This window comes from Pseudomonas sp. MDT1-85 (assembly GCF_054898065.1).
In genome coordinates, this window is sequence record NZ_CM142715.1 from 2608676 (window position 1) to 2628644 (window position 19969).

The 19969-nt window shown below is 60.8% G+C and carries 19 protein-coding genes and 1 pseudogene; 4 read left to right on the forward strand and 16 right to left on the reverse strand.

The features are described from left to right. Nucleotides 1-83: 83 nt before the first annotated feature. The 13 genes from ACYZT2_RS11755 to ACYZT2_RS11815 form a co-directional block, all read right to left on the reverse strand. Nucleotides 84-1112 carry a trans-3-hydroxy-L-proline dehydratase gene (locus ACYZT2_RS11755; protein WP_461972241.1) on the reverse strand — a complete coding sequence of 343 codons (1029 nt, stop codon included), beginning with the start codon at nucleotides 1110-1112 and terminating at the stop codon, nucleotides 84-86. Nucleotides 1113-1238: 126 nt separating this feature from the next. Then, nucleotides 1239-1961, reverse strand: coding sequence for an amino acid ABC transporter ATP-binding protein (locus tag ACYZT2_RS11760; protein WP_095053608.1), 723 nt, complete (start codon nucleotides 1959-1961; stop codon nucleotides 1239-1241). After that, nucleotides 1954-2604: an amino acid ABC transporter permease gene (locus ACYZT2_RS11765; RefSeq protein WP_461972243.1), complete on the reverse strand. Its 651-nt coding sequence runs from the start codon at nucleotides 2602-2604 to the stop codon at nucleotides 1954-1956. Before ACYZT2_RS11765 ends, ACYZT2_RS11760 begins: the two co-directional genes overlap by 8 nt. Nucleotides 2605-2614: 10 nt before the next feature. Next, nucleotides 2615-3280 carry an amino acid ABC transporter permease gene (locus ACYZT2_RS11770; protein ID WP_123721031.1) on the reverse strand — a complete coding sequence of 222 codons (666 nt, stop codon included), beginning with the start codon at nucleotides 3278-3280 and terminating at the stop codon, nucleotides 2615-2617. Continuing rightward, nucleotides 3273-5051 (reverse strand): cis-3-hydroxy-L-proline dehydratase, encoded by a 1779-nt coding sequence (gene lhpI, locus ACYZT2_RS11775; protein WP_461972245.1) that lies wholly within the window; start codon nucleotides 5049-5051, stop codon nucleotides 3273-3275. Before lhpI ends, ACYZT2_RS11770 begins: the two co-directional genes overlap by 8 nt. Before the next feature lie 10 nt (nucleotides 5052-5061). Next, nucleotides 5062-5880, reverse strand: coding sequence for an ABC transporter substrate-binding protein (locus ACYZT2_RS11780; RefSeq protein ID WP_461972247.1), 819 nt, complete (start codon nucleotides 5878-5880; stop codon nucleotides 5062-5064). A gap of 430 nt (nucleotides 5881-6310) precedes the next feature. Next, entirely contained in the window at nucleotides 6311-6670 is a 360-nt protein-coding gene (locus tag ACYZT2_RS11785) for a DUF6124 family protein (protein ID WP_461972249.1), read from the reverse strand. Between the two features lie 513 nt (nucleotides 6671-7183). Beyond that, entirely contained in the window at nucleotides 7184-7933 is a 750-nt protein-coding gene (locus tag ACYZT2_RS11790; RefSeq protein ID WP_461972251.1) for an AraC family transcriptional regulator, read from the reverse strand. 71 nt (nucleotides 7934-8004) lie between these two features. Continuing rightward, nucleotides 8005-9261, reverse strand: a complete 1257-nt coding sequence (locus tag ACYZT2_RS11795; RefSeq protein WP_461972253.1) for an FAD-dependent oxidoreductase — start codon at nucleotides 9259-9261, stop codon at nucleotides 8005-8007. Further along, the gene (locus tag ACYZT2_RS11800; RefSeq protein ID WP_461972255.1) at nucleotides 9258-9494 is read right to left on the reverse strand and encodes a (2Fe-2S)-binding protein; all 237 of its coding nucleotides are present in this window, start codon (nucleotides 9492-9494) and stop codon (nucleotides 9258-9260) included. The genes ACYZT2_RS11795 and ACYZT2_RS11800 overlap by 4 nt, the downstream gene beginning before the upstream one ends. Next, nucleotides 9487-10602 carry an NAD(P)/FAD-dependent oxidoreductase gene (locus ACYZT2_RS11805; RefSeq protein WP_461972257.1) on the reverse strand — a complete coding sequence of 372 codons (1116 nt, stop codon included), beginning with the start codon at nucleotides 10600-10602 and terminating at the stop codon, nucleotides 9487-9489. The genes ACYZT2_RS11800 and ACYZT2_RS11805 overlap by 8 nt, the downstream gene beginning before the upstream one ends. Next, the gene (locus ACYZT2_RS11810) at nucleotides 10599-11531 is read right to left on the reverse strand and encodes a 4-hydroxyproline epimerase (RefSeq protein WP_461972259.1); all 933 of its coding nucleotides are present in this window, start codon (nucleotides 11529-11531) and stop codon (nucleotides 10599-10601) included. Before ACYZT2_RS11810 ends, ACYZT2_RS11805 begins: the two co-directional genes overlap by 4 nt. Nucleotides 11532-11644: 113 nt before the next feature. After that, complete coding sequence (locus ACYZT2_RS11815) at nucleotides 11645-12316, reverse strand: GntR family transcriptional regulator (RefSeq protein WP_461972261.1); 672 nt, start codon at nucleotides 12314-12316, stop codon at nucleotides 11645-11647. A 364-nt stretch (nucleotides 12317-12680) separates the two neighbouring features. Between ACYZT2_RS11815 and ACYZT2_RS11820 the strand changes: the two genes are divergently transcribed. Next, the gene (locus ACYZT2_RS11820; RefSeq protein ID WP_461972263.1) at nucleotides 12681-14357 is read left to right on the forward strand and encodes an MFS transporter; all 1677 of its coding nucleotides are present in this window, start codon (nucleotides 12681-12683) and stop codon (nucleotides 14355-14357) included. 63 nt (nucleotides 14358-14420) lie between these two features. Here the strand turns inward: ACYZT2_RS11820 and ACYZT2_RS11825 are convergent, their stop codons facing one another. The 3 genes from ACYZT2_RS11825 to ACYZT2_RS11835 form a co-directional block, all read right to left on the reverse strand. After that, nucleotides 14421-14948, reverse strand: coding sequence for a cytochrome b/b6 domain-containing protein (locus ACYZT2_RS11825; protein ID WP_461972265.1), 528 nt, complete (start codon nucleotides 14946-14948; stop codon nucleotides 14421-14423). A gap of 7 nt (nucleotides 14949-14955) precedes the next feature. Then, nucleotides 14956-15219, reverse strand: coding sequence for a PepSY domain-containing protein (locus tag ACYZT2_RS11830; protein ID WP_461972267.1), 264 nt, complete (start codon nucleotides 15217-15219; stop codon nucleotides 14956-14958). 305 nt (nucleotides 15220-15524) lie between these two features. Next, on the reverse strand, nucleotides 15525-17648 hold the full coding sequence (locus tag ACYZT2_RS11835) for a TonB-dependent receptor (protein WP_461972269.1): 2124 nt from the start codon (nucleotides 17646-17648) through the stop codon (nucleotides 15525-15527). Between the two features lie 184 nt (nucleotides 17649-17832). On the opposite strand from ACYZT2_RS11835, the gene ACYZT2_RS11840 reads away from it, so the two are divergent. The 3 genes and pseudogenes from ACYZT2_RS11840 to ACYZT2_RS11850 all read left to right on the forward strand — a co-directional run bounded on the left by ACYZT2_RS11840 (nucleotide 17833) and on the right by ACYZT2_RS11850 (nucleotide 19961). Continuing rightward, nucleotides 17833-18198, forward strand: a complete 366-nt coding sequence (locus ACYZT2_RS11840) for a metalloregulator ArsR/SmtB family transcription factor (protein ID WP_461972271.1) — start codon at nucleotides 17833-17835, stop codon at nucleotides 18196-18198. Nucleotides 18199-18230: 32 nt separating this feature from the next. Then, a pseudogene (arsH, locus tag ACYZT2_RS11845) lies at nucleotides 18231-18946 on the forward strand (arsenical resistance protein ArsH). 10 nt (nucleotides 18947-18956) lie between these two features. Continuing rightward, nucleotides 18957-19961 carry an ArsJ-associated glyceraldehyde-3-phosphate dehydrogenase gene (locus ACYZT2_RS11850; RefSeq protein WP_461972273.1) on the forward strand — a complete coding sequence of 335 codons (1005 nt, stop codon included), beginning with the start codon at nucleotides 18957-18959 and terminating at the stop codon, nucleotides 19959-19961. The last annotated feature ends 8 nt before the right edge of the window (nucleotides 19962-19969 follow it).

Below are 19969 nucleotides of genomic sequence, written 5' to 3' on the forward strand. Positions count from 1 at the left end.
TATACGATATTTTAAATGCCGATGCTCGGCTAGTGCTTTTTTCAGATTCGGGGTTGGTTCTGCTAGCCGTTGGTCAGGGTGAGTCAGGCGCCGGGCCAGGTGTCAGACAGGCGATAGCCCTGTGGCCACGGATCGCTTGGATCGAGCAGCAATTGGTGGGTGCCGGTGATCCAGGCCCGGCCGGAAATGCACGGGTAGATCGCCGGGCGTCCGGCCACTTCGGTCAGGGAATCGATGCGGCAGTGGAATTCGGAACCGATGATCGAACGCCCAATAAAGCGCTCACCGACCTGCATCAAGCCCTTGGCCTGCAGCACCGCCATGCGCGCCGAGCAACCAGTGCCGGTGGGCGAGCGGTCGATCTTGCCGGGTTGAATCACCACTGCGTTGGCGCCAGTGGCAATGCCATGTTCAACGACGATGGGCGCGGCAATCTGGCAGAAGGAAATATGCGACCACTCAGGGTTCAGCGGATGGACGAAGCCCAATTGTTCATTGGCCGCTCGAGTGATTTTCAGCCCGACCGCTACCAAATCGGCAGCCTCATCAGGACGAATGGAAAAGCCCAGACGCTCGGCGTCGGCGATCACAAAACTGTCGCCGCCATATGCAGTGTCGACCTGCAACGAGCCGAGGCCTTCGACTTCGATCCAGGCGTCGAGGCGATCAGCGAAGGAGGGCACGTTCTTGATTTCTACCCGCTCGACCTTGCCATCACGGCAATCGGCCACGGCCTCGATCAGGCCGCCGGGTGCTTCGAGCACCAGTCGGGTTTGCGGCTCGGTCATCGGCAGAATGCCGCTGTCGAGCAGCACCGTGGCGACGCACAGCGAGTTGGAGCCGGACATCGGTGGTGTGTCCGCCGGCTCCATGATGATCCAGGCCATTTGCGCCCGAGGATCCTTGGCCGGCACCAGCAGGTTGACGTGACGGAACACGCCGCCGCGAGGTTCGTTGAGCACGAAGTTGCGCAGTGTCTGATCCTTGGCGATCCAGCGAGATTGCTCCCACACAGTGGCGCCCGGTGGTGGGGCGACACCGCCGACGATCACATCGCCGACTTCGCCTTCGGCATGACAGCTGACTACATGAATGACTTTCGATGAGCGCATGGTTTGCTCCTTGTTTTGTCTGTTAGGACCTCATCGCGAGCAGGCTCGCTCCCACATTTAACCGAGTTCTGTCAGAAAGAATGCGATCAAATGTGGGAGCGAGCCTGCTCGCGATGGGGCCAGCCGCTATTTCACCGATTTCAGAAATGCCGCCGTTTCCGCATGCACCGGATTACCGATCACCTGATCCGGCGAGCCGATCTCGTGCACCAGGCCATTGCGAAAGAACGCCACGCGGTCGGAGACATCGCGGGCAAAGCGGATTTCGTGGGTCACCAGCACCATGGTCATGCCGTCTTCGGCGAGCATACGCATGGTGTCCAGCACCTCGCCGACCAATTGCGGGTCGAGGGCCGACGTGGCTTCGTCGAACAGCATGTAGTCCGGCGACATGGCCAAGGCGCGAGCGATGGCCATGCGTTGCTGCTGGCCTCCGGACAACTTGCCGGGGAAGGTCTTGAGCTTGTCGGCAAGGCCCACGTGGGTCAGTTGCTGCACCGCCAGCTCCTCGGCGTCGCACTTGCTTTTACCCAGGACTTTGCGCGGGGCCAGCATCACGTTTTCCAGCACCGTCAGGTGCGGGAAAGCATTCCATTGCTGGAACACGATGCCGATTTTCTGCCGCAGGCGATTGAGGTCGGTGGCGCTGTCATGGACCTCGACGCCGTCGACGCGAATGCTGCCTTTCTGGATCGGTTCCAGGCCGTTGATGCACATCAGCAGGGTCGATTTGCCGGAGCCCGAGCCGCCGATGATCGACACCACCTCGCCCTTGTTCACCGTCAGGCTGACACCCTTGACCACGGCGAGGTCGCCGAACGATTTATGTACGTTGTCGATCTCAATCATTTTCTTGCCACCTTCTTTCCAGACGAGCGCCCAGGCGTGCGACCACCAGGCTCATGACGTAGTAAATAAGGCCCGCGATGCACAGCACCAGCAACGGTTCCTGGAGGCGGGTGACGATGGTTTGCGAGGCGCGCAGCAGTTCGACGATGCCGATCCACATCACCAGCGCGGTGTCTTTCATCACGCCGAGCACCAGGTTCAGCCAGCCGGGGAAAGCCACCCGGGTGGCCATCGGCAGGACGATCCAGCGCAGGTCCTGCAGGAAGCTCAGGCCCAGCGAGCGACTGGCCCGCCGCAGGGTGAACGGCACCGAAAGCACACCAGCGCGCACGATTTCGGTGAAGTACGCGGCGGCGTAAACCCCCAGCACAATGCAGCCGACGCTGAAGGCGCTGATGTTCAAGCCGACGATGCTTTTGAGCGAGTTGAACAGCACAAACTGGATCAACAGCGGCACGCTTCGAAACACGTCCAGCACCCAGGCGAGGGGCAGACTGGCTCGAGGCAACAAGGCCCGCAGCAGGCCGAAGAGCAAGCCGGCGAGGGAGCCGAGGATGATCGACCAAAACGTCAGTTGCAGCGTGACCCACGCGCCGTTGAGCAGGAACAGCAGGTCATTGGAGGAAAACCCGGTATTAAACATGGACGACTCCTCAGTAACGGAACAACCGCCAGGCCATCAGCCGGGCTGCCGCGACGATCGCCTTGGCAATCAGGTAATACAGCACCGCTGCGATGGCGAAGAACTCGAAGGTGCGGAACGTTTTGACGTTGTAGTCCTGGGTCACGCCGGTGAGGTCATTGTTCAGCCCGACGATCACCCCCAGCGACGTCATCAGCACCGCCCAGACCATTTGATTGGTCAGCGGGTAGAAGACGATCCGCAGCAGCTGCGGGACGATGATCATGCGGTAGGCCTGAAAGGCACTCATGCCCAGCGAACGTGCGGCGCGCACTTGTGTGTCCGGGACGGCCTTGAGGCCACCGCGAAAGTTCTCCGCCAGATACCCGGCATTGTTGAAGGTGATCCCGGCCAGCAGGGCGAGCCATGAGCTGACATGCATGCCCAGCGAGCCGAGGCCGAAGTAGAGGACGTAGATCTGGAACAGCGACGGGGTGTTGCGCGCGATCGATACCCAGCCATTGCCGATGCCGCGCAGCAGCGGGTTTTTGCTTTCGCGCATCACGGTCAGGGCCAGGGCGATCAGCACACCGAAGATCATCGACAGCGCCGCGGTCTCGAAGGTGACCAAGGCACCGGCAAGCATGTCCGGCAGCGCGCGCAGCGCTGAGCGCCATTGGAAGCTGTAGTCAAACATGCGCAGGGCTCTCCAGTAGGGCGGCAGGTTGTAACCACGTCGGCAGGCGCCCGCTGGCGGTGGCATTGCAGGCGGCATCGACGCATTCGGCGAGGCTTGCGAAATGCACCTTGCGGCCCACCAGGCCGGGTGCGTAATGGGCGTATTTGCCGGAGTTGGTCATCAGGGTTTTTGCGGCCGGCGGGATCACCGGTTCGCCGAGCATGCACCAGCAGGTATCGGTGACCAGGGTGGCGCCGAAAGCTTCAATCACAGCGATATGCCCGGCTTCGCGCGCCTGCTCCAGCACGGCACGGCCGCAGGTAATGGCGAGGACCACGTCAGGGTGTTTGTGCCGACCGAGACACAACCGCGCGAGGTGGGCAAACTCGCTGAGGGAGAAATGCGGATTGCCCAGCGAGACCACATCCACCCGGCTGTCGCGGGCACTGTTGAGTTCGCGCCAGCTGACCAATAGATCGATCAGGCGAATTTTTTCCACGGGTATGGATACATCCGTTTCCAGCACCTGTGTTGGGTCGAGTGCTTCCGGAGTTACTCCGGCGATATGGAACAAGGGCGCTGCGGATGTGGTGGCAAATGCTGCGCCGAAAGCTTTGAGGTCGTCCAGGCTCGGCTCGCGTTTTTCCAATCCGAACACCAGTGGAATCCGGCTGCCGGCCAGTGCGCCAATGTGGTAACCGAGCAATGGGTAGAAGGCATCGTCCAGTTCACCGAGAGCGGGCAACTCGATGCGCAACCGAGCCTTGCGTTGCGCGTCCAGGTGGCAGCCGATCAATGGTGCGCGGCCGGTCAGCGCAATGCAGATGTCCAGGTAGTCCGGGTACTTCAGAGTGCGTGCGCCGAGCACGCTGTTGGCGTAAACCACCGCGTTGGATTCGGCCCAGACGATCTGCTCGCCAGCCTTCGGCGCGCTGTCGAGCAGGTAGGGCGCGCAGGTGAAACTCAGCTGTGCGCCCATCGCCATATAAGCATCGCCCAAGGCACTGGCCGGTACACCGAGCGCCGGGTCGATGCCCAACTCGCGCCAGCGGCGCTGGTCCACGGAAATCGAATTGAGGGTGGTGGGCACCCGCACTTTTGCTCCCCATTGCACCAGTTGTTCGGCAAAGCGCAGGCTCGCCGGTCCGGTGTAGATGCAGCCGTCGATGTGCGCCTGGGTGACATCCACCAGATGGCGGGCACCTTGCAGTTCGGCCATGCGCAGGACGATCTGCATGGCCACTTGCGCGGCCTTGCCATGCTGGCCGTCGAGCAGCGTCCGGTCGTGTTCGGTGAGTTTGATCGCGGTGGCGATATCGGTGCTCGGCAAAGGGCTGTCGAGTGCCTGCCAGGCGTCGCCCGGCGGGTGCTCGAACAGGCTCAGCGTTGTGTCCTCGACCCGAGCGAAGGCCTTGCCGCGCAGGGCGGCGAAGGCCTCCCGGCCGACGCACAGCACCGGCAGGGAACGCTCGAAAATGGTCTGTGCCACAAGCACGCCCAGGGTCAGGATCTCATCGGGTTCGGCCAACACCAGTGCAGCCGGTGCGTGACCGTTGCTGATCAGTTCCATCAACACGCTACTGCCGGTGCACGAGCCGCGACCGCTGGGGATGGCCAGTACGCGGCCGGCCAGGTATTCGCCGCTGAGCGGGTGGTGACGGTCAATGATCTCGCCGCTATACGGATCGACCCCGCCCCAGAAACTCAACCCGATATCGGCGAACAGCAAGGCGCCCTCAGCGGCGCCCGCGACCAGGCTGCGACCGGTCAGAGAAGTGGGCCTAGGCATGCCGGACATCTCAGTAGTAGACCTTTGGCACGGTCAGGTCGGTGGGTGAAATCTCGGTGCCGACCCATTTGGTGAACAGCTCGTTGTAACGGCCTGTTCGCACTTGCTGGTTCACGAACAGGTCGAGATACCGGAGCAGACCGTACTCGTTGCGCTTGGCACCGAGGGAAACGTAGTCGATCACGTACGGGGCGTTACCGGCGACTTTCAGGTTCTTGTATTTGCCCGATTTTAGCGTGGCGGCGGCCACAGTGTTGGTGACCACAGTGGCGTCGATATGACCCTGGGCGACCGCCAACAGCGTGTCGTTTTGCGACTGATAGGCACGGAAGGTGCCGGTGCCCCAGTTCTTCACGTCTTTCTCTAGGGCGATGGCCTCATAGGTGCCGCTGGTGTTGCCGACGGGTTTGCCCTTGATGTCGTCGAAGCTGTTGATGCCGGTGTCGTCGCGGGTCAGCACTACCATCTGGAAGGCAAAGTAGGGCACGGTGAGGCCGACGGTTTTGGCCCGTTCGAGGGTGTCGGAGGTGGAGGCAACGATCACGTCGGCCCGTCCGGAGACCAACGCCGGAATCCGGTCCGGGAACGGCGTCTCTACGACTTCGGCATCGACCCCGAGGATTTTCGCCAGGTCATGGCAGTAGTCCACGTCGAAACCGGCCGGGTTGTTACCTGCATCGCGAAAACCCATGGGCGGGAAGTCCAGGGTCACGGCGCAACGCAGCTTGCCCGAACCGATAATGTCGTCGAGCTTGTCGGCTTGGGCGATGGCGATAAAGGAGGTACTGAGAACAGCGCTGAGGGCTACGGCAAATGCGGGGTTTTTCATAGAGGCCTCGTTGATGTGAAGTGCTGTTGGATATCGTATTGGGGATTTCGTATACGATATTAACAATAGCAATCAATGTGCCTATTTCCAGGCAGAAGCGCGAAATAGTCGTCAGGTCTTGAAGTAGAGGTGTTGTGGTGGCGCAACTGGAGGGGGAGTGACGCCGTGAAGGCATGGGCCCGCAATGGCGGGTGTTACAGATGGGAGCAATGGTTGTGCGGGGCGCCCCTTTAAGGAACACCGGGCCTGCGATCTTTTGATCGACTAACCCGTGCTCTGACACACCTCATGTGGCGAGGGGGCTTGCCCCCGTTGGGTTGCGAAGCGACCCCATAACCTGCAACCGCATGTTTTCAGGTACACCGCATACACCGGTTTTGCGACTGCTTCGCCGCCGAACGGGGGCAAGCCCCCTCGCCACAGGTCTTCGCTAGCCTTGCGGATCGAGATTATCCAGCACCCGATTCACTGCTAACTCCCCAAGCATGACCACCGATTGAATCCCCAACATCATGTTGCGATATGGCATGTCCATCAATCCGGCGAATTCACTGAGCATCATGCTCGCTGACGCCAGGGATTCGCAGGCGTTGACCGGCAGGGTTTCGTTATCGACCTTCTCACCCACATGATAAATGGTGCTGGGTTTGCGCTTGGTGTCTTTGGGAATGGATGGCTTGAGGTAGTGGTCGAGGGCGCGGTCGGCGGCTTCGTTGAGCTTTTTGGAATCGAGGGATTCGTAGGGGGATGTTGGATCGGTTTTCGGCGGGTTGGGTGTTGGTTTGAACATGATGAAGCTCCTTGATGAGTGGAGCTACCGCCGTTCGCGGTCAAACGAACAAGGTGGCAGCTGTACGCGGGTTGACCGACCGGACATCAAGGAATCCGGCACACCCGAAGGTGTCCCACGCACAGCCACCGCGACACGATATTTCAGGCAATGCCTGAATTTGGTCTTGGACGCTGGCGCGCCTTGATTGATTCGGACGGTCAAATCCGATCGCTGATTCGTCAACGACCCGGAAACGATAGAGCCCGGCCTCAAGGCGTACAAGCCGGCGGATTCTGGCGTAGTCGTAGGCAACGGCGCAAGGTTGTGTAGCCTGGGTGAGTGTCTGGAAGTGTCGCTTAAACATCGCTTGTTTAATGGTCTTGCTGAGGGTTTTGTGTTGGCTGGGCTGGCCTCATCGCGAGCAGGCTCGCTCCCACATTGGATCTGCAGCATTCGCAAAAAATGGATTCACTGCAAATCCCCTGTGGGAGCGAGCCTGCTCGCGATGAGGCCCTAAAGAACAACACATTCCTATCGCTGATTATCCCGAAACTGACTCGGCGAAAGACTGGTCAACGCCCGAAACTGCCGGCTAAAAGCACTATGGTCGGTATAGCCGCAGCGCAAGGCGATTTCGGTGATCGGCAGGTCGGTGTGCAGTAACAGCCGCGAACCTTCTTCCAGGCGCGCCTTGTGAATCATCTGCCGTGGGGTGAGTTGGAATACCCGTTTGCAGTGCCGCTCCAGTTGCGCCACGGAATAACCGGCGATGGCGGTCAGTTCGCCGAGGCTGATGGGGCGGGCGAAGTGGCTGCGGATGTGCGCATCCACCGCGGCGAGTTTCTGGTACGCGGGATGGTTGGACTGGGGTGATTGCAGGTCGCGGGAGATTCCGGCCAGGCCAACGATGTGACCCTGTTCATCCTGCAAAGCGAGCTTGTGGGTCAGGCACCAGATCGGCTGGTTGCCGTAATACAGGTGCAATTCCAGTTGGTCGGACAGTTCGCGGCCGCTGGACAGTACCCGTCGATCCTGTTCGGTGTACAGCGGACCGAAGCGTTCCGGGAAGACCATTTCGGCGGTGAGCCCCAGCAGCTCCTCGCGATGTTTGAAACCGCAACGCCGGGCCAGGGTCTGGTTGACGAAAGCGTAGCGGGCTTCGCGGTCCTTGATGAAAAACACCACGTCTGCCAGGGTATCGAGCAGCGGCGCAATCGGCTGCAGACTGTTGAGCAGCGTTGGCAGGTCGCAGGGTTTGAAGGTGTTGAGCGAGGGATACATGGCGCTGGGGTCTGATGGCGACCCCGGGATCATAGAGGCTCGACAGCGTGGCCGAAACCCCCGAGGGGGAATCAGGCCGGCGGGGTGTCGTCCAGGCACATCAAGGTCTCGATTCGCGCCGGGCTGAAGGGTGGGCGGGGCGCCGAGGGTTGCCAGCCGAACAGGTGCTGCACCGCGCCGCCACACACTCGGCCCTGACAGGCGCCCATGCCGCAGCGACTGGCCAGCTTGGCTTCGCGCCAATCAGTGTGCCCGGCCAATGCGGCGTAGGGCACGTCTTCGCAGCGGCAGACCAGGGTGTCGGATTGGGCCAGGGACTTGAGTTGCGGGTCGAGGGCGAATGCCTGATTCAGTGCCTTCGCAAACCTCTGCCAGCGTGCCCGGCGTGGCCACAATTGGCGGGCCGCTTCAAGGTTGCCGACCGCCGCGTGGCCAGCGATGGCACCTTCGACCAACGCCAGTTCACTGCCACCAAACCCGGTGCATTCGCCGGCCGCATAATGATCGGTGCGGCTGCTGGCCTGCCAGGCATCCACTGCTAATGCCTGACCTTCGATGGCATAACCCAGTGCCTGGCCCAATTGAATGTTCGGGATCAAGCCGAAACCACAGGCCAGTCGATCACATTCCAGTTCAATGATTTTGCCCTGCTGTTGCAGGCGTACGCCTTCCAATCGATCAGTGCCAAGGGCGGCCAGCACGTGAGTCGCGGTGCGGTAATGGCGGTCGAACAAGCTAAACGATTGCAACCATTTGGCGGGCCAGCGGGGCAGTTGCGCGGCGAAACCGGCGACGGCGATGCGCGAGGCTTGCTCGGCGATGCGTTGTACTTGCGCGCCATGCTTTTTCGCGGTGGCGGCACTCGCCAGCAATAGCGGGCCGCTGCCGGCGATCACCACGCGCTCACCCTGCACCGGCACACCCGCCTTGATCAGCGCCTGCAAGCCACCGGCCCCGGTCACGCCCGGCAATGTCCAGCCGGGGAAGGGCAGCAGCAACTCGCGGGCGCCGGTGCACAGAATCAGTTTGTCGTAGCTGATCAACCAGCCGTCGTCATCATCTTCGACCAACAGTTTTTTCGGACCGGGACTGGCGATCACCCGGGTGCCAGCGTGATGGCGGATGTTGCTGCAAGACTGCAAATGCTCACGCAGGCGACGGGCCTGATCAGGCACGTTGGCTTGCGGGCCGTCTCGCCAGATTTGCCCGCCCGGCAGCGGATTGTCGTCGAGCATGACGATGCGTGCGCCGGTGGGTGCGGCGGCAAGGGCGGCGGCCATGCCAGCGGGGCCGGCACCGACGATCAGCAGATCGGCGTATTCGTTCATGGGCGTGTCTCCACCTGCATGCCGTCTCGGCACAGGGTCTGGCAGGCGAGGCGTCGCCGGCCGTCGATGGTCACCCGGCATTCCTGGCAGATGCCCATGCCGCACAGCGGTGCGCGGCGCTGGCCACTGACCGAGGTGCGCGTGCAGCCGTCGCTGCCCAGCGCCAACGCAGCGGCGACGCTGGTGCCCTCGGCAACCTCCAAGGCGCGGCCGTCCAGCAGCAATTCAGGCATAGGCAGGTTCTCCGAGAAAACGCTGGGGTAGATAGGGTTGTGCAGCCAGTGGCGGGGTTTCGTTGAACAGTTGCGCGACCAGCAAATCGGCGGTGCCGGGGGCCGTGGTCACGCCCAACCCTTCATGACCGACGGCCAGCCACAAGCCTTGGCGCTGCGGGTGTTGGCCAACCAGCGGCAGGCCATCGGGGCTGGCGGCGCGAAAGCCGGTCCAGGCGCGGATGCCGTTGAGTCGGGCCAGCCCGGGCATGTACTCGGCGGCGCGCTTGAGCATTTTCGCCAGCATCCAGCCTTCGACTTGCGGGTCGGTGGTACCGAATTGGCGCGAGGCGCCAATGAACAATTGCCCGGTGGAACGCGGCTGAATATTGCAGGCGGTCGACGGCCCCGTGGCGTTGTGGGCGCTGGTGACGTAACCCAGTTCGACCAAGGTGTGGGTGACGGTGCGGGGGTAGCGGTCGGTAATCAGCAGGTGACCTTTTTTCGGCTCGATGGGCAACTCCGGGCACAGTTCGTTGGCCTGAATACCGTTGGCCAACACCACCGCTTCGGCGCTCAACCAGTGGCCGTCATCGAGGTATACGCGGTTGCCATCGACCGCGCTGACCCGCGCCCGGCGTTGACGAATGTTCGGTGTGTCGAGCATCCAGCTGGCCGTCGCCGGCGCATAAAGAATGCCGTCGCCATTGATCAGCAAACCGCCTTCCAGCCCCTCGCGCAGTTCCGGTTCACGCTGGCGCAAGGCACTGGCGCTGATCAATTCGCAAGCCACGCCCTGGGCTTGCAGGTTCAGGTATTTGCCATGGGCGACCGCCATTTCCTCGGCGTTGGCCGCCAGCCACAGCGTGCCGTTGTTGCGGTAGGCGCAGCCGTCGGGCAGGTCCGGTGCCAGCTCGCGCCAGCGTTGCAGGGAATATTGACTCAGGGCCAGCTCGGCCGGGTTGTCGTCGAGCACCAGCAAGTGGCCCATGCCCGCCGCCGTCGCACCGTGCAGGCCGGCGTCCAGCACCAACACCTGCAAGCCGCGACGGGCCAGCGCCTGGGCACAGGCGGCACCGATAATGCCGGCACCGATCACGATCACATCGGCCACCAGGCCCTCGTTCATGGACGAATGCCCCAGGCGAACGGGTCATCCTGTTCGATGATCAAACTGGCTTCGGCGCTGATAAAGGCACGGCCGCGAATGGTCGGCACGACGCGCTCGCCCTGCCATTCGTAGGAGCCTTCGAACTCGCTGCCGATGACACTGGCCTGCCGCCAGATCTGCCCCGGTTGCAGTTTGTCGTCAGCTGCCAGGCACGCCAGTTTGGCACTGGTGCCGGTGCCGCACGGTGAGCGGTCATAAGCCTTGCCGGGGCAGAGGACAAAGTTGCGGCTGTCGGCGTGATCGTCATCGCTGAACAGCTCGACATGGTCGATCAGCCCGCCGTCTTCACCACGAATACCCTGGGCCTCCAGCGCCTGCTGCACGGCGTAGGTATAAGCGGTCAGCGCGTCGAGGTTGTCGCCGGCCACCCGCAGGCCATGCTCGGCGATCAGGAAAAACCAGTTGCCGCCCCAGGCAATATCGCCGACCACCTGACCGACATCTGGCACCTGCAACACCAGTGCCTTGCGGTAACGGTAGGCCGGCACATTGCGCACGCTCACTGAATGGTCTTCGTGCAGGGTCGCCTGCACCGTACCTACCGGCGTCTCGATGCGATGCACGCCGGGGCTGATCTTGCCCAGATGCGCCAACGACGCCACCAGGCCGATGGTGCCGTGGCCGCACATGCCCAGATAACCGGTGTTGTTGAAAAAAATCACCCCGGCACAAGCGCTCGGGTCCACAGGTTCGCAGAGCAGGGCGCCCACCAGCACGTCGCTGCCACGCGGTTCCAGCACACAAGCGGCGCGCCATTGATCGTGATGTTCGGCGAGCAGCTTGCGGCGTTCGGCCATGCTGCCGGTGCCCAGGTCAGGAAAGCCGGCAGTCACCAGACGGGTCGGTTCGCCGCCGGTATGGGAGTCGATCACGGTGATGCGTTTCATGGGAGGGCCACGTCCGTTCAGATGAGTGAACGAAAGAGTGGCCTGTGCAGCGGGGTGCCGGCTTGATGGATTTATCCTGTGCCGATGACGAAATCAGCACAGCATCCTAGTGGTCAGTGCGCGTGAGGCAGATGCTCGAACAGGGTCTTGCAGACCCCTGCAATGTGCTCGTCCAGCAGTTTCACCGCCAGGTCCACATCTCCGGCACGGCAGGCTTTGATGATCTCGCGGTGTTCGTGATCAGCCCGTTCCTTGCCGGCCGACAGGCTCATTTGCATGCGCAGGTAGCGCTCCAACTTGTCGTTGACCGAACGAATCAGGCTGACCAGAAACGGCCGTTGCGCCGGCTCGTAAAGGCAGGCGTGCAGCTCCCAATTGAGCTCGGCCCAGCGGCCCACGTCGTCTTCGCCAATGAACTCCTGGCAGATACGCTCGGCACGGGCGAAGGTTTCTTCGGTCATGTTGGGAATGGCCAGGCGCAGTATTTTGTCCTCCAGCAACATCCGCACTTCGAACATCTGCGCCAACTCTGCATCGGAAACCCGCGTGACCATCGCCCCGCGATTGCGCTGGAACAACACCAGCCCTTCGGCCTCCAGCCGCTTGAGGGCCTCGCGCACCGGAATCTTGCTGACGTTGAACTGGCGGGCAATGTCGTCCTGGCGAATCGGCTCATCTTCGGCGAAATGCCCGGCGACGATCGCGTCCCGCAAATGGCGGGTGATGATTTCCGAGGTCGAAGGGGTATTGCCAAGGTCGGGAGCGTTGAGTTTGGGTAGGTTCACGGCAGCGGTCGTTTGGAGTGAGATGGCGATAGGGTATACGAAATTCTTTCGCTGCGAAGTTCCAGGCGATGGTCGCCCGAAGAATAGGCAGCAGCGGGGCACCACCCAGACGCTTCGCGTGGGATCTCACAGGCTTGAACAGTCATGCGACAGCGGGTCGGCCCGGGTTTGAGCGCGATGGCCCGAGTGGATATCTGCGCGAAGCCGATTATGCTTCAGGAAACCTTGCAGCGATGCGAGGCCGTCAGCCTGTTTCCATGCTTCGCGCAATCCTTGATCCGATGACATCAGCCCTGGGGCCTGGGTGCGGTAGAAAGGTAAAAAGGTACTCCGGCCTATAACAAGAGCAAGACGGAGAAGACTCATGGCCGCAATCGACAACACATCCACGGGCAGCGCGCCCCACCACGGGATCACCAAGGAGGAGCGCAAAGTCATTTTCGCCTCGTCCCTGGGCACCGTGTTCGAGTGGTACGACTTCTACCTTTACGGCTCCCTCGCTGCGATCATAGCGAAGCACTTCTTCGCCGGCGTCAATGAGACAACGTCCTTCATCTTCGCGCTGCTCGCGTTCGCCGCGGGCTTCGCTGTACGCCCCTTCGGCGCCATCGTATTCGGCCGACTGGGCGACATGATCGGGCGCAAGCACACGTTCCTCATCACCATTGTCATCATGGGTGTCTCCACCGCCATAGTGGGCTTTCTGCCCGGCTATGCGACCATCGGCGTGGCCGCACCGGTCATCCTGATCACCCTGCGCCTGTTGCAAGGCCTGGCCTTGGGCGGTGAGTACGGTGGCGCGGCGACCTACGTGGCCGAACATGCACCGAAGGGCAAGCGCGGCTACTTCACCTCGTGGATCCAGACCACCGCGACCCTCGGCCTGTTCCTTTCGCTGCTGGTGATCCTCGCCTGCCGCACCATTCTAGGCACTGAGGCCTTCGAGGCCTGGGGCTGGAGGATTCCCTTCCTGCTGTCGATCCTGCTGCTGATCGTCTCGGTGTACATCCGCTTGCAACTCAGCGAGTCGCCGGTGTTCTTGAAGATGAAGGAAGAAGGCAAGTCCTCCAAGGCGCCGCTGACCGAATCCTTCGCCCGCTGGGATAACCTCAAGATAGTGATCATGGCGCTGCTCGGCGGTACCGCCGGCCAAGCCGTGGTCTGGTACACCGGGCAGTTCTATGCGCTGTTCTTCCTGTTGCAGACGCTGAAGATCGACCCGCAGACCGCCAATCTGTTGATCGCCGGCTCGCTGCTGATCGGCACGCCGTTCTTCGTTGTGTTCGGCAGCCTGTCCGACCGCATCGGCCGCAAAGGGATCATCATGGCCGGCTGCATTATTGCGGCGCTGACCTACTTCCCGATCTTCCATGCGTTGACCCAATACGGTAACCCCGACGTGTTCGCCGCGCAGGAGAAAAACCCGGTCACGGTGATCGCCGATCAGAGTAAGTGCTCGTTTCAGTTCGACCCGGTGGGCAAGGCCAAATTCACCAGCTCCTGCGACCTCGCCAAGACCCTGCTGGCGAAGAAGGCTATTCCCTACAAAAACGAAAAGGCCGAGCCTGGCGCCGTGGCGCAGGTGCGCATCGGCGACAAGGTGATCCCGAGCTTCGAGGGCAGTGGCATGCCGGTCGCCGACTTCAAGGCCCGCAACGACGCCTTCGTCGCTACCCTCGGCACCGCCCTCAAGGATGCCGGTTACCCCGAGAAGGCTGACCCGGCGAAGACCAACTATCCGATGGTGTTGTTGCTCCTGACCATCCTGGTGATCTACGTCACCATGGTCTACGGCCCGATCGCCGCCTGGCTGGTGGAACTCTTCCCGGCGCGCATCCGCTATACCTCGATGTCGCTGCCGTATCACATCGGCAATGGCTGGTTCGGCGGCTTTCTGCCCACGGTGGCCTTCGCCATGGTCGCGGCCACGGGTGATATCTATTACGGGCTGTGGTACCCCATCGTCATCGCCGTGATGACGGCCATTCTTGGCACGTTCTTCCTGCCGGAAACCAAGGATCGGGAAATTCATCACACATAGGGTTGGCACTCGCCCTTTCCCGCGAGGGGGAGGGCAATGTGCGGTATCAGGAATCTTTGAGAGCTAGCGCTTGCGACGATGGCCCGTGATCATTGACAGAGGCAGGTTCTCACGCAAGCGAACGCTTTCCACCAGCGCTGCGAGGATGTGCACGCAAACCAATGCGAGCAGTGCATTGGCCATAAACTCGTGGACATCACGTAGCCAGTCTTCGCCCCAGAAATAGTCCACTTCTTCCATCAAAAAACCGCTGATACCCAGGCCGGTCATCAACAGCAGCATGAGGACCATCACCAGTGCTCCGATGGGCGAGTGCCCCATGCGGTGATAGCCCTTGCCGGAAAACAGCGCCCGGCCATGCTGAACGACCCGCGTCAGGGTTGGCCAAAAGTCTGACCAACGTGCCGATGGCGGGCCGATGAACCCCCACACCACACGCACCAGCACGACAGCCACGGCGTAATAGCCGAGCCAGCGATGCCAGCCGTCGCCTTCCTCATTGAGGAAGTAGTCGCTGATGAAGACAACCGCCAGGGACCCATGACAAACGCGTACGAGAGGGTCCCAGAGGCGCTGGGTTTCAGCTTTCACATTAGTCCTATTCGATTTCTTCTTTCACGACCTTGCCGGTGACCGGGTCAAAGTAGATTTCGACTTTACGCTTGTCTTTGTCAAAGCCGTAGATCTCGTAGCAATTGCCGCCAGTGACTTTGAACTTCTTGATGTCGTAGCCCTTGGCCTTGAGATCTTCCTGAAATTTAGCCTGGTCCTGCCATTGGGCCTTGTCGGTTTTGGTGCATTCAGGGCCGGCGAAGGCCAGGGGAGAGGCGGCAAGAAGGGAGAGCAACAGAAGTTTACGCATGGGTTTTCCTCGATACATTGTTGTTGTCTGACAACGCGAGAGATTCTCAATCATCTCCGCGCGCTGAAGGTTAGTTGAGCTTTTGATCAATGTCACGATGTTCCGGGCTGCAATAAACGCCCTGGAATGCAGGGCGTTTGTTGCCGGTCAGTTAAGCGCAATCCATGTGGGAGCGAGCCTGCTCGCGATTGCGGCGGACCAGTCGACATTGATACTGAATGTTCAACCGCTATCGCGAGCAGGCTCGCTCCCACAGGTTTTGCGTCTTAACCGATCGGCATTGGCATTTGATTTCAGGCTTTCACTCAGAACCGGTAGTTAGTGCTCAGCTCCAGAGTTCGTGGTGCTCCGGGAGTGATCAGGTCCACCGAGCCATGGGCCGAGGCGTAATAGTCCTTGTCGAAGACGTTACGCAAGCGCAGCGCCATGTCCCATTTCGGCAAGTTGTAGAGCAACGCCGCGTCCACGGTAGTGTAAGCGGGCATGATCACCTGGTTATCCAGGGCGGTGTAACGGTCATCGACATAGTTTGCCCCCATGCCCACGCGCCAGGTGTTGGTCAGCGAGCGCACCAGCCACAGGTTGGCACTGTGACGCGGGGTCAGGGTGGGTGTCTGGCCTTCGTTGGCGACGCCGTTGGTTCGGCTGTTGGACTTGGTGATCTCGGCGTCCAGATAGGCGTAGCCGGCATAGACCTGCCACTTGTCACTCAACTGCCCGCTGGCGGTCAGTTCAAGACCGTCGGTGCGCTGCTCGCCCGACAGAACCAGTTTGGTCGGGTTCGCCGGATCGGTGGTTTTCATGTTGGTGCGTTCCAGACGGAACAGCGCCGCCGTCAACGCCAGGCGGTTGTCGAGCAGGTCCCACTTGCCGCCGATCTCGAAGTTGGTGGTTTGCTCCGGCTCAAGGTCCTGGTTGCTAGTGCTCAGGGCGAAGACTTCGGAGGAGGGTTGGTAAGAGCGACTCACCGAAATGTAGTAGGACTGAACTTGATCAGGCTGATAGACCAGGCCTGCGCGCGGGCTCCAGGTGTTGTCGGTTCGAGACATGGTGGCACGCGTCAGGTCATCCGAATATTCCTGGTCGAACACGTCATAGCGCACACCCAGCAAAGCTTTCCATTGCGGGGTCAGTTCAATCAGATCCTGGACGTAGAAACCGGCCGTGTCCTGGGTAGTGGTGCCCTTGGCGGTTTGTCGGTTGGCCTGGAACGGCACGTCGACCAAGCCATCACGGTACACCGGGACCCGCGCCACGTTGTTCTGGCTGAAGACCGATTGATCCTTGACCTGACGCCCCAGCTCCACGCCATAGAGCAGGTTGTGGTTCATCCCGGCGAGCGTGGCCTGTTGCTTCAGTTCGGTCTGGTTGAACCAGCCATCTTCCTTACGCTGCACGTTGCCGCGATTGAGCTTTACCAGCAGCTCGCCGTTGGGGGCGGTGACGAAACGTGTCGGGCTGGAGTCGGCAAGTGTGTTGTTGCGATCCAGATCGTAGTGGTAGTAGCGGCTGGTGTTGCTCAGGGTGAAGTCGTCGTTGATGCGGTAGTCGACGCCGGCCGTGAACGAGAACACTTCGCTGCGGGTGTAATCGTCATCCGGGTCGGCGGAACCGAAGCGCTTGTCCCGATCGACATCGACGGGGCGATTGCCCCGCGCGGGAATGCCGAAGTCGATCAAGCGTTTGTCGTAGAGGTACGTCGCCCCCAGGTTCAGCTCAAGATCGTCGGAGAGCTTGAAGTAGGCCGAAGGCGCAATGGCCTTGCGATCGATATAGCCGTCATCGCGGAAGGTGTCGCTGTTCTCCAGCGCACCAGTCACCCGGAATGCCTTGTCGTTTTGCCGCTGATCGGCCCAGCCAGCGTCGAACTGCGTGCGCTTTTTACCCTCGCTGTCGAAGCTGACACCCACTTCCTGTTTAGGGGTGAAGTTGGGTTTCTTGCTGATGCTGTTGATCAGGCCACCGGATGAGCCACGGCCATAGAGCACCGCTGCCGGCCCCTTGATCACTTCCACGCGCTCGACGTTGGACAGATCGCGGAAGTACAACGCGTCGTCACGAACGCCGTCGACGTACATGTCGCCGATGGCACTGAAGCCGCGAATAGTGACTTGGTCGCGCTGGCCATCGCCATTGGAAAGGCCGATGCCGGGGACGTTCTTCAACACGTCTTCCATCGACTGCGCGCCCTGATCCCTGATCACGCTCTGGGGGATCACGTTCACCGTTTGCGGGATATCCCGCAGTGGGACGTCGATCTTCAACGCGCTGCGGCTGTCGGTCGGCTTGTAGCTCTGCTCGCTGTAATCACTGGTCACAGCGGTTGCAGGCAGGGCTAATGTCGATTGGGTTTCTGCTTGCAAATCAGGTACTGCAAAAAGCCCCAGCAGTGAGAGAGAGGCGGGGTAAATGCGCGGTAAAGCCACCATGAGCTCCTTGTTTAGTTATTGCCGCTAATGATAACGATTACCTTTTGCAAGTAAATAAATATCATTCACGTGCGGAGTCGACACATTTGCCGTTGACCCTTACATGCGGCAAAACGTATATTCGGAAAAACGCATATACCTGTATTCATCTTTGATGCGCGAATACCAAACGCTGAGAAACCCAATGGCTGACCAACTGACGCCGACCACTGTTTTCAAATGCCTGGCTGACGACAACCGCGTCCGCATGATGCTGCTCATTGCCCGTGAGGGAGAGCTGTGCGTCTGCGAGCTGACCTGTGCGTTGAATGAGAGCCAGCCCAAAGTCTCCAGGCACCTGGCGCAGTTACGTACGTGCGGATTGCTCTCGGACCGTCGGCAGGGTCAATGGGTTTATTACCGACTGCATCCGCATCTGCCGGGCTGGGTGCATCAGGTGCTGACCGTGGCGCTCGAAGCCAACGGGCACTGGTTGAACCCAGATGCCAAACGCCTTGAAGAAATGGGTGACCGTCCTGAACGGGCAGCGGCCTGCTGTCCGGTTCGATGATTCCAGAAGCGCTATTGCGCAGGACAATGACAATGCACGATGACCACATGCCCCAACTCGATATCGAACTGGTTGATCTCCCGTCGACCGACAAGCTCGGCATCGAAAAAACCTCCAGCCACAAGCCGCGCATTTTGCTGCTGTACGGATCGACCCGTGAGCGTTCCTTCAGTCGCTTGCTGGTCGAGGAGGCCGCCCGGTTGCTACAGCACTTCGGCGCCGAGACACGGGTTTTCAATCCGTCTGGTCTGCCGCTGCCTGATGATGCTGGCGACGATCACCACGGGTGCAGGAACTGCGCGAGTTGATGTTGTGGTCGGAGGGGCAGGTCTGGTGTTCACCAGAGCGTCACGGTTCGATGAGCGCGGTCTTCAAGGCGCAGATCGATTGGGTGCCGCTCGCGATGGGCGCCGTACGCCCGACCCAGGGCAAGACCCTCGCCGTGATGCAAGTGTGCGGTGGCTCGCAGTCGTTCAACGTAGTCAATCAACTGCGAGTGCTGGGGCGCTGGATGCGCATGTTCACCATTCCCAACCAATCCTCTGTACCGAAGGCCTATATGGAGTTCGACGATAACGGTCGGATGAAACCTTCGCCGTTCTACGACCGTGTCGTGGATGTGATGGAAGAGTTGGTGAAATTCACCTTGCTGCTGCGCGACCGTCAGGACTATCTGGTCGATCGATATTCGGAGCGCAAGGAATCGGCGCAAGAGTTCATGAAACGTGTCAATCAGCGCTCCATTTGAAGGGGGAAACATGACTATCAAAGTGGGCATCAATGGTTTTGGCCGCATCGGTCGCCTCGCTCTGCGCGCAGCCTGGAGCTGGCCAGAATTCGAGTTCGTGCAGATCAACGATCCGGCGGGCGACGCGGCAACGCATGCGCATCTGCTGAACTTCGACTCGGTGCATGGCCGTTGGAATGACCAGGCCGACTCCGAAGGCGACAGCATCGTCATCGACGGCAAACGAATCAAAGTTACCGCCAACAAGGCGATTGCCGACACCGATTGGTCGGGCTGCGATCTGGTGATTGAAGCCAGCGGCAAGATGAAGACCGTCGCGCTGCTTCAGGCTTACCTCGACCAAGGTGTGAAGCGCGTGGTGGTCAGCGCTCCGGTGAAGGAAAAGGGCGCGCTGAACATCGTCATGGGCGTCAACCATCAACTGTTCAACCCGGCGGAACATCGCATCGTCACCGCCGCATCGTGCACCACCAATTGCCTAGCGCCAGTGGTCAAAGTGATTCATGAAAAGCTGGGCATTCGCCACGGCTCGATCACCACCATTCACGACCTAACCAACACTCAAAGCATCCTCGACCAACCGCACAAGGATCTGCGCCGAGCGCGAGCGTCGGGCATGAGTCTGATCCCGACCAGCACCGGCTCGGCCACCGCCATTGCCGAAATCTTCCCGGAACTGCGCGGGCGTCTAAATGGCCACGCCGTGCGCGTGCCGTTGGCCAACGCTTCGCTGACCGACTGTGTCTTTGAAGTCGAGCGCGTCACCACTGTCGAAGAAGTGAATCAGTTCCTCAAGGACGCGTCCGAGAACGAATTGAAAGATATCCTCGGTTTCGAGGAGCGTCCGCTGGTGTCCATCGACTACCGCACCGACCCGCGCTCATCGATCATCGATGCGCTGTCGACCATGGTCATCAACGGCACTCAGGTCAAACTCTATGCCTGGTACGACAATGAATGGGGTTACGCGAACCGCACTGTCGAACTGGCCAGAATGGTCGGCCTGGCCGTTTAAGGAGCGGT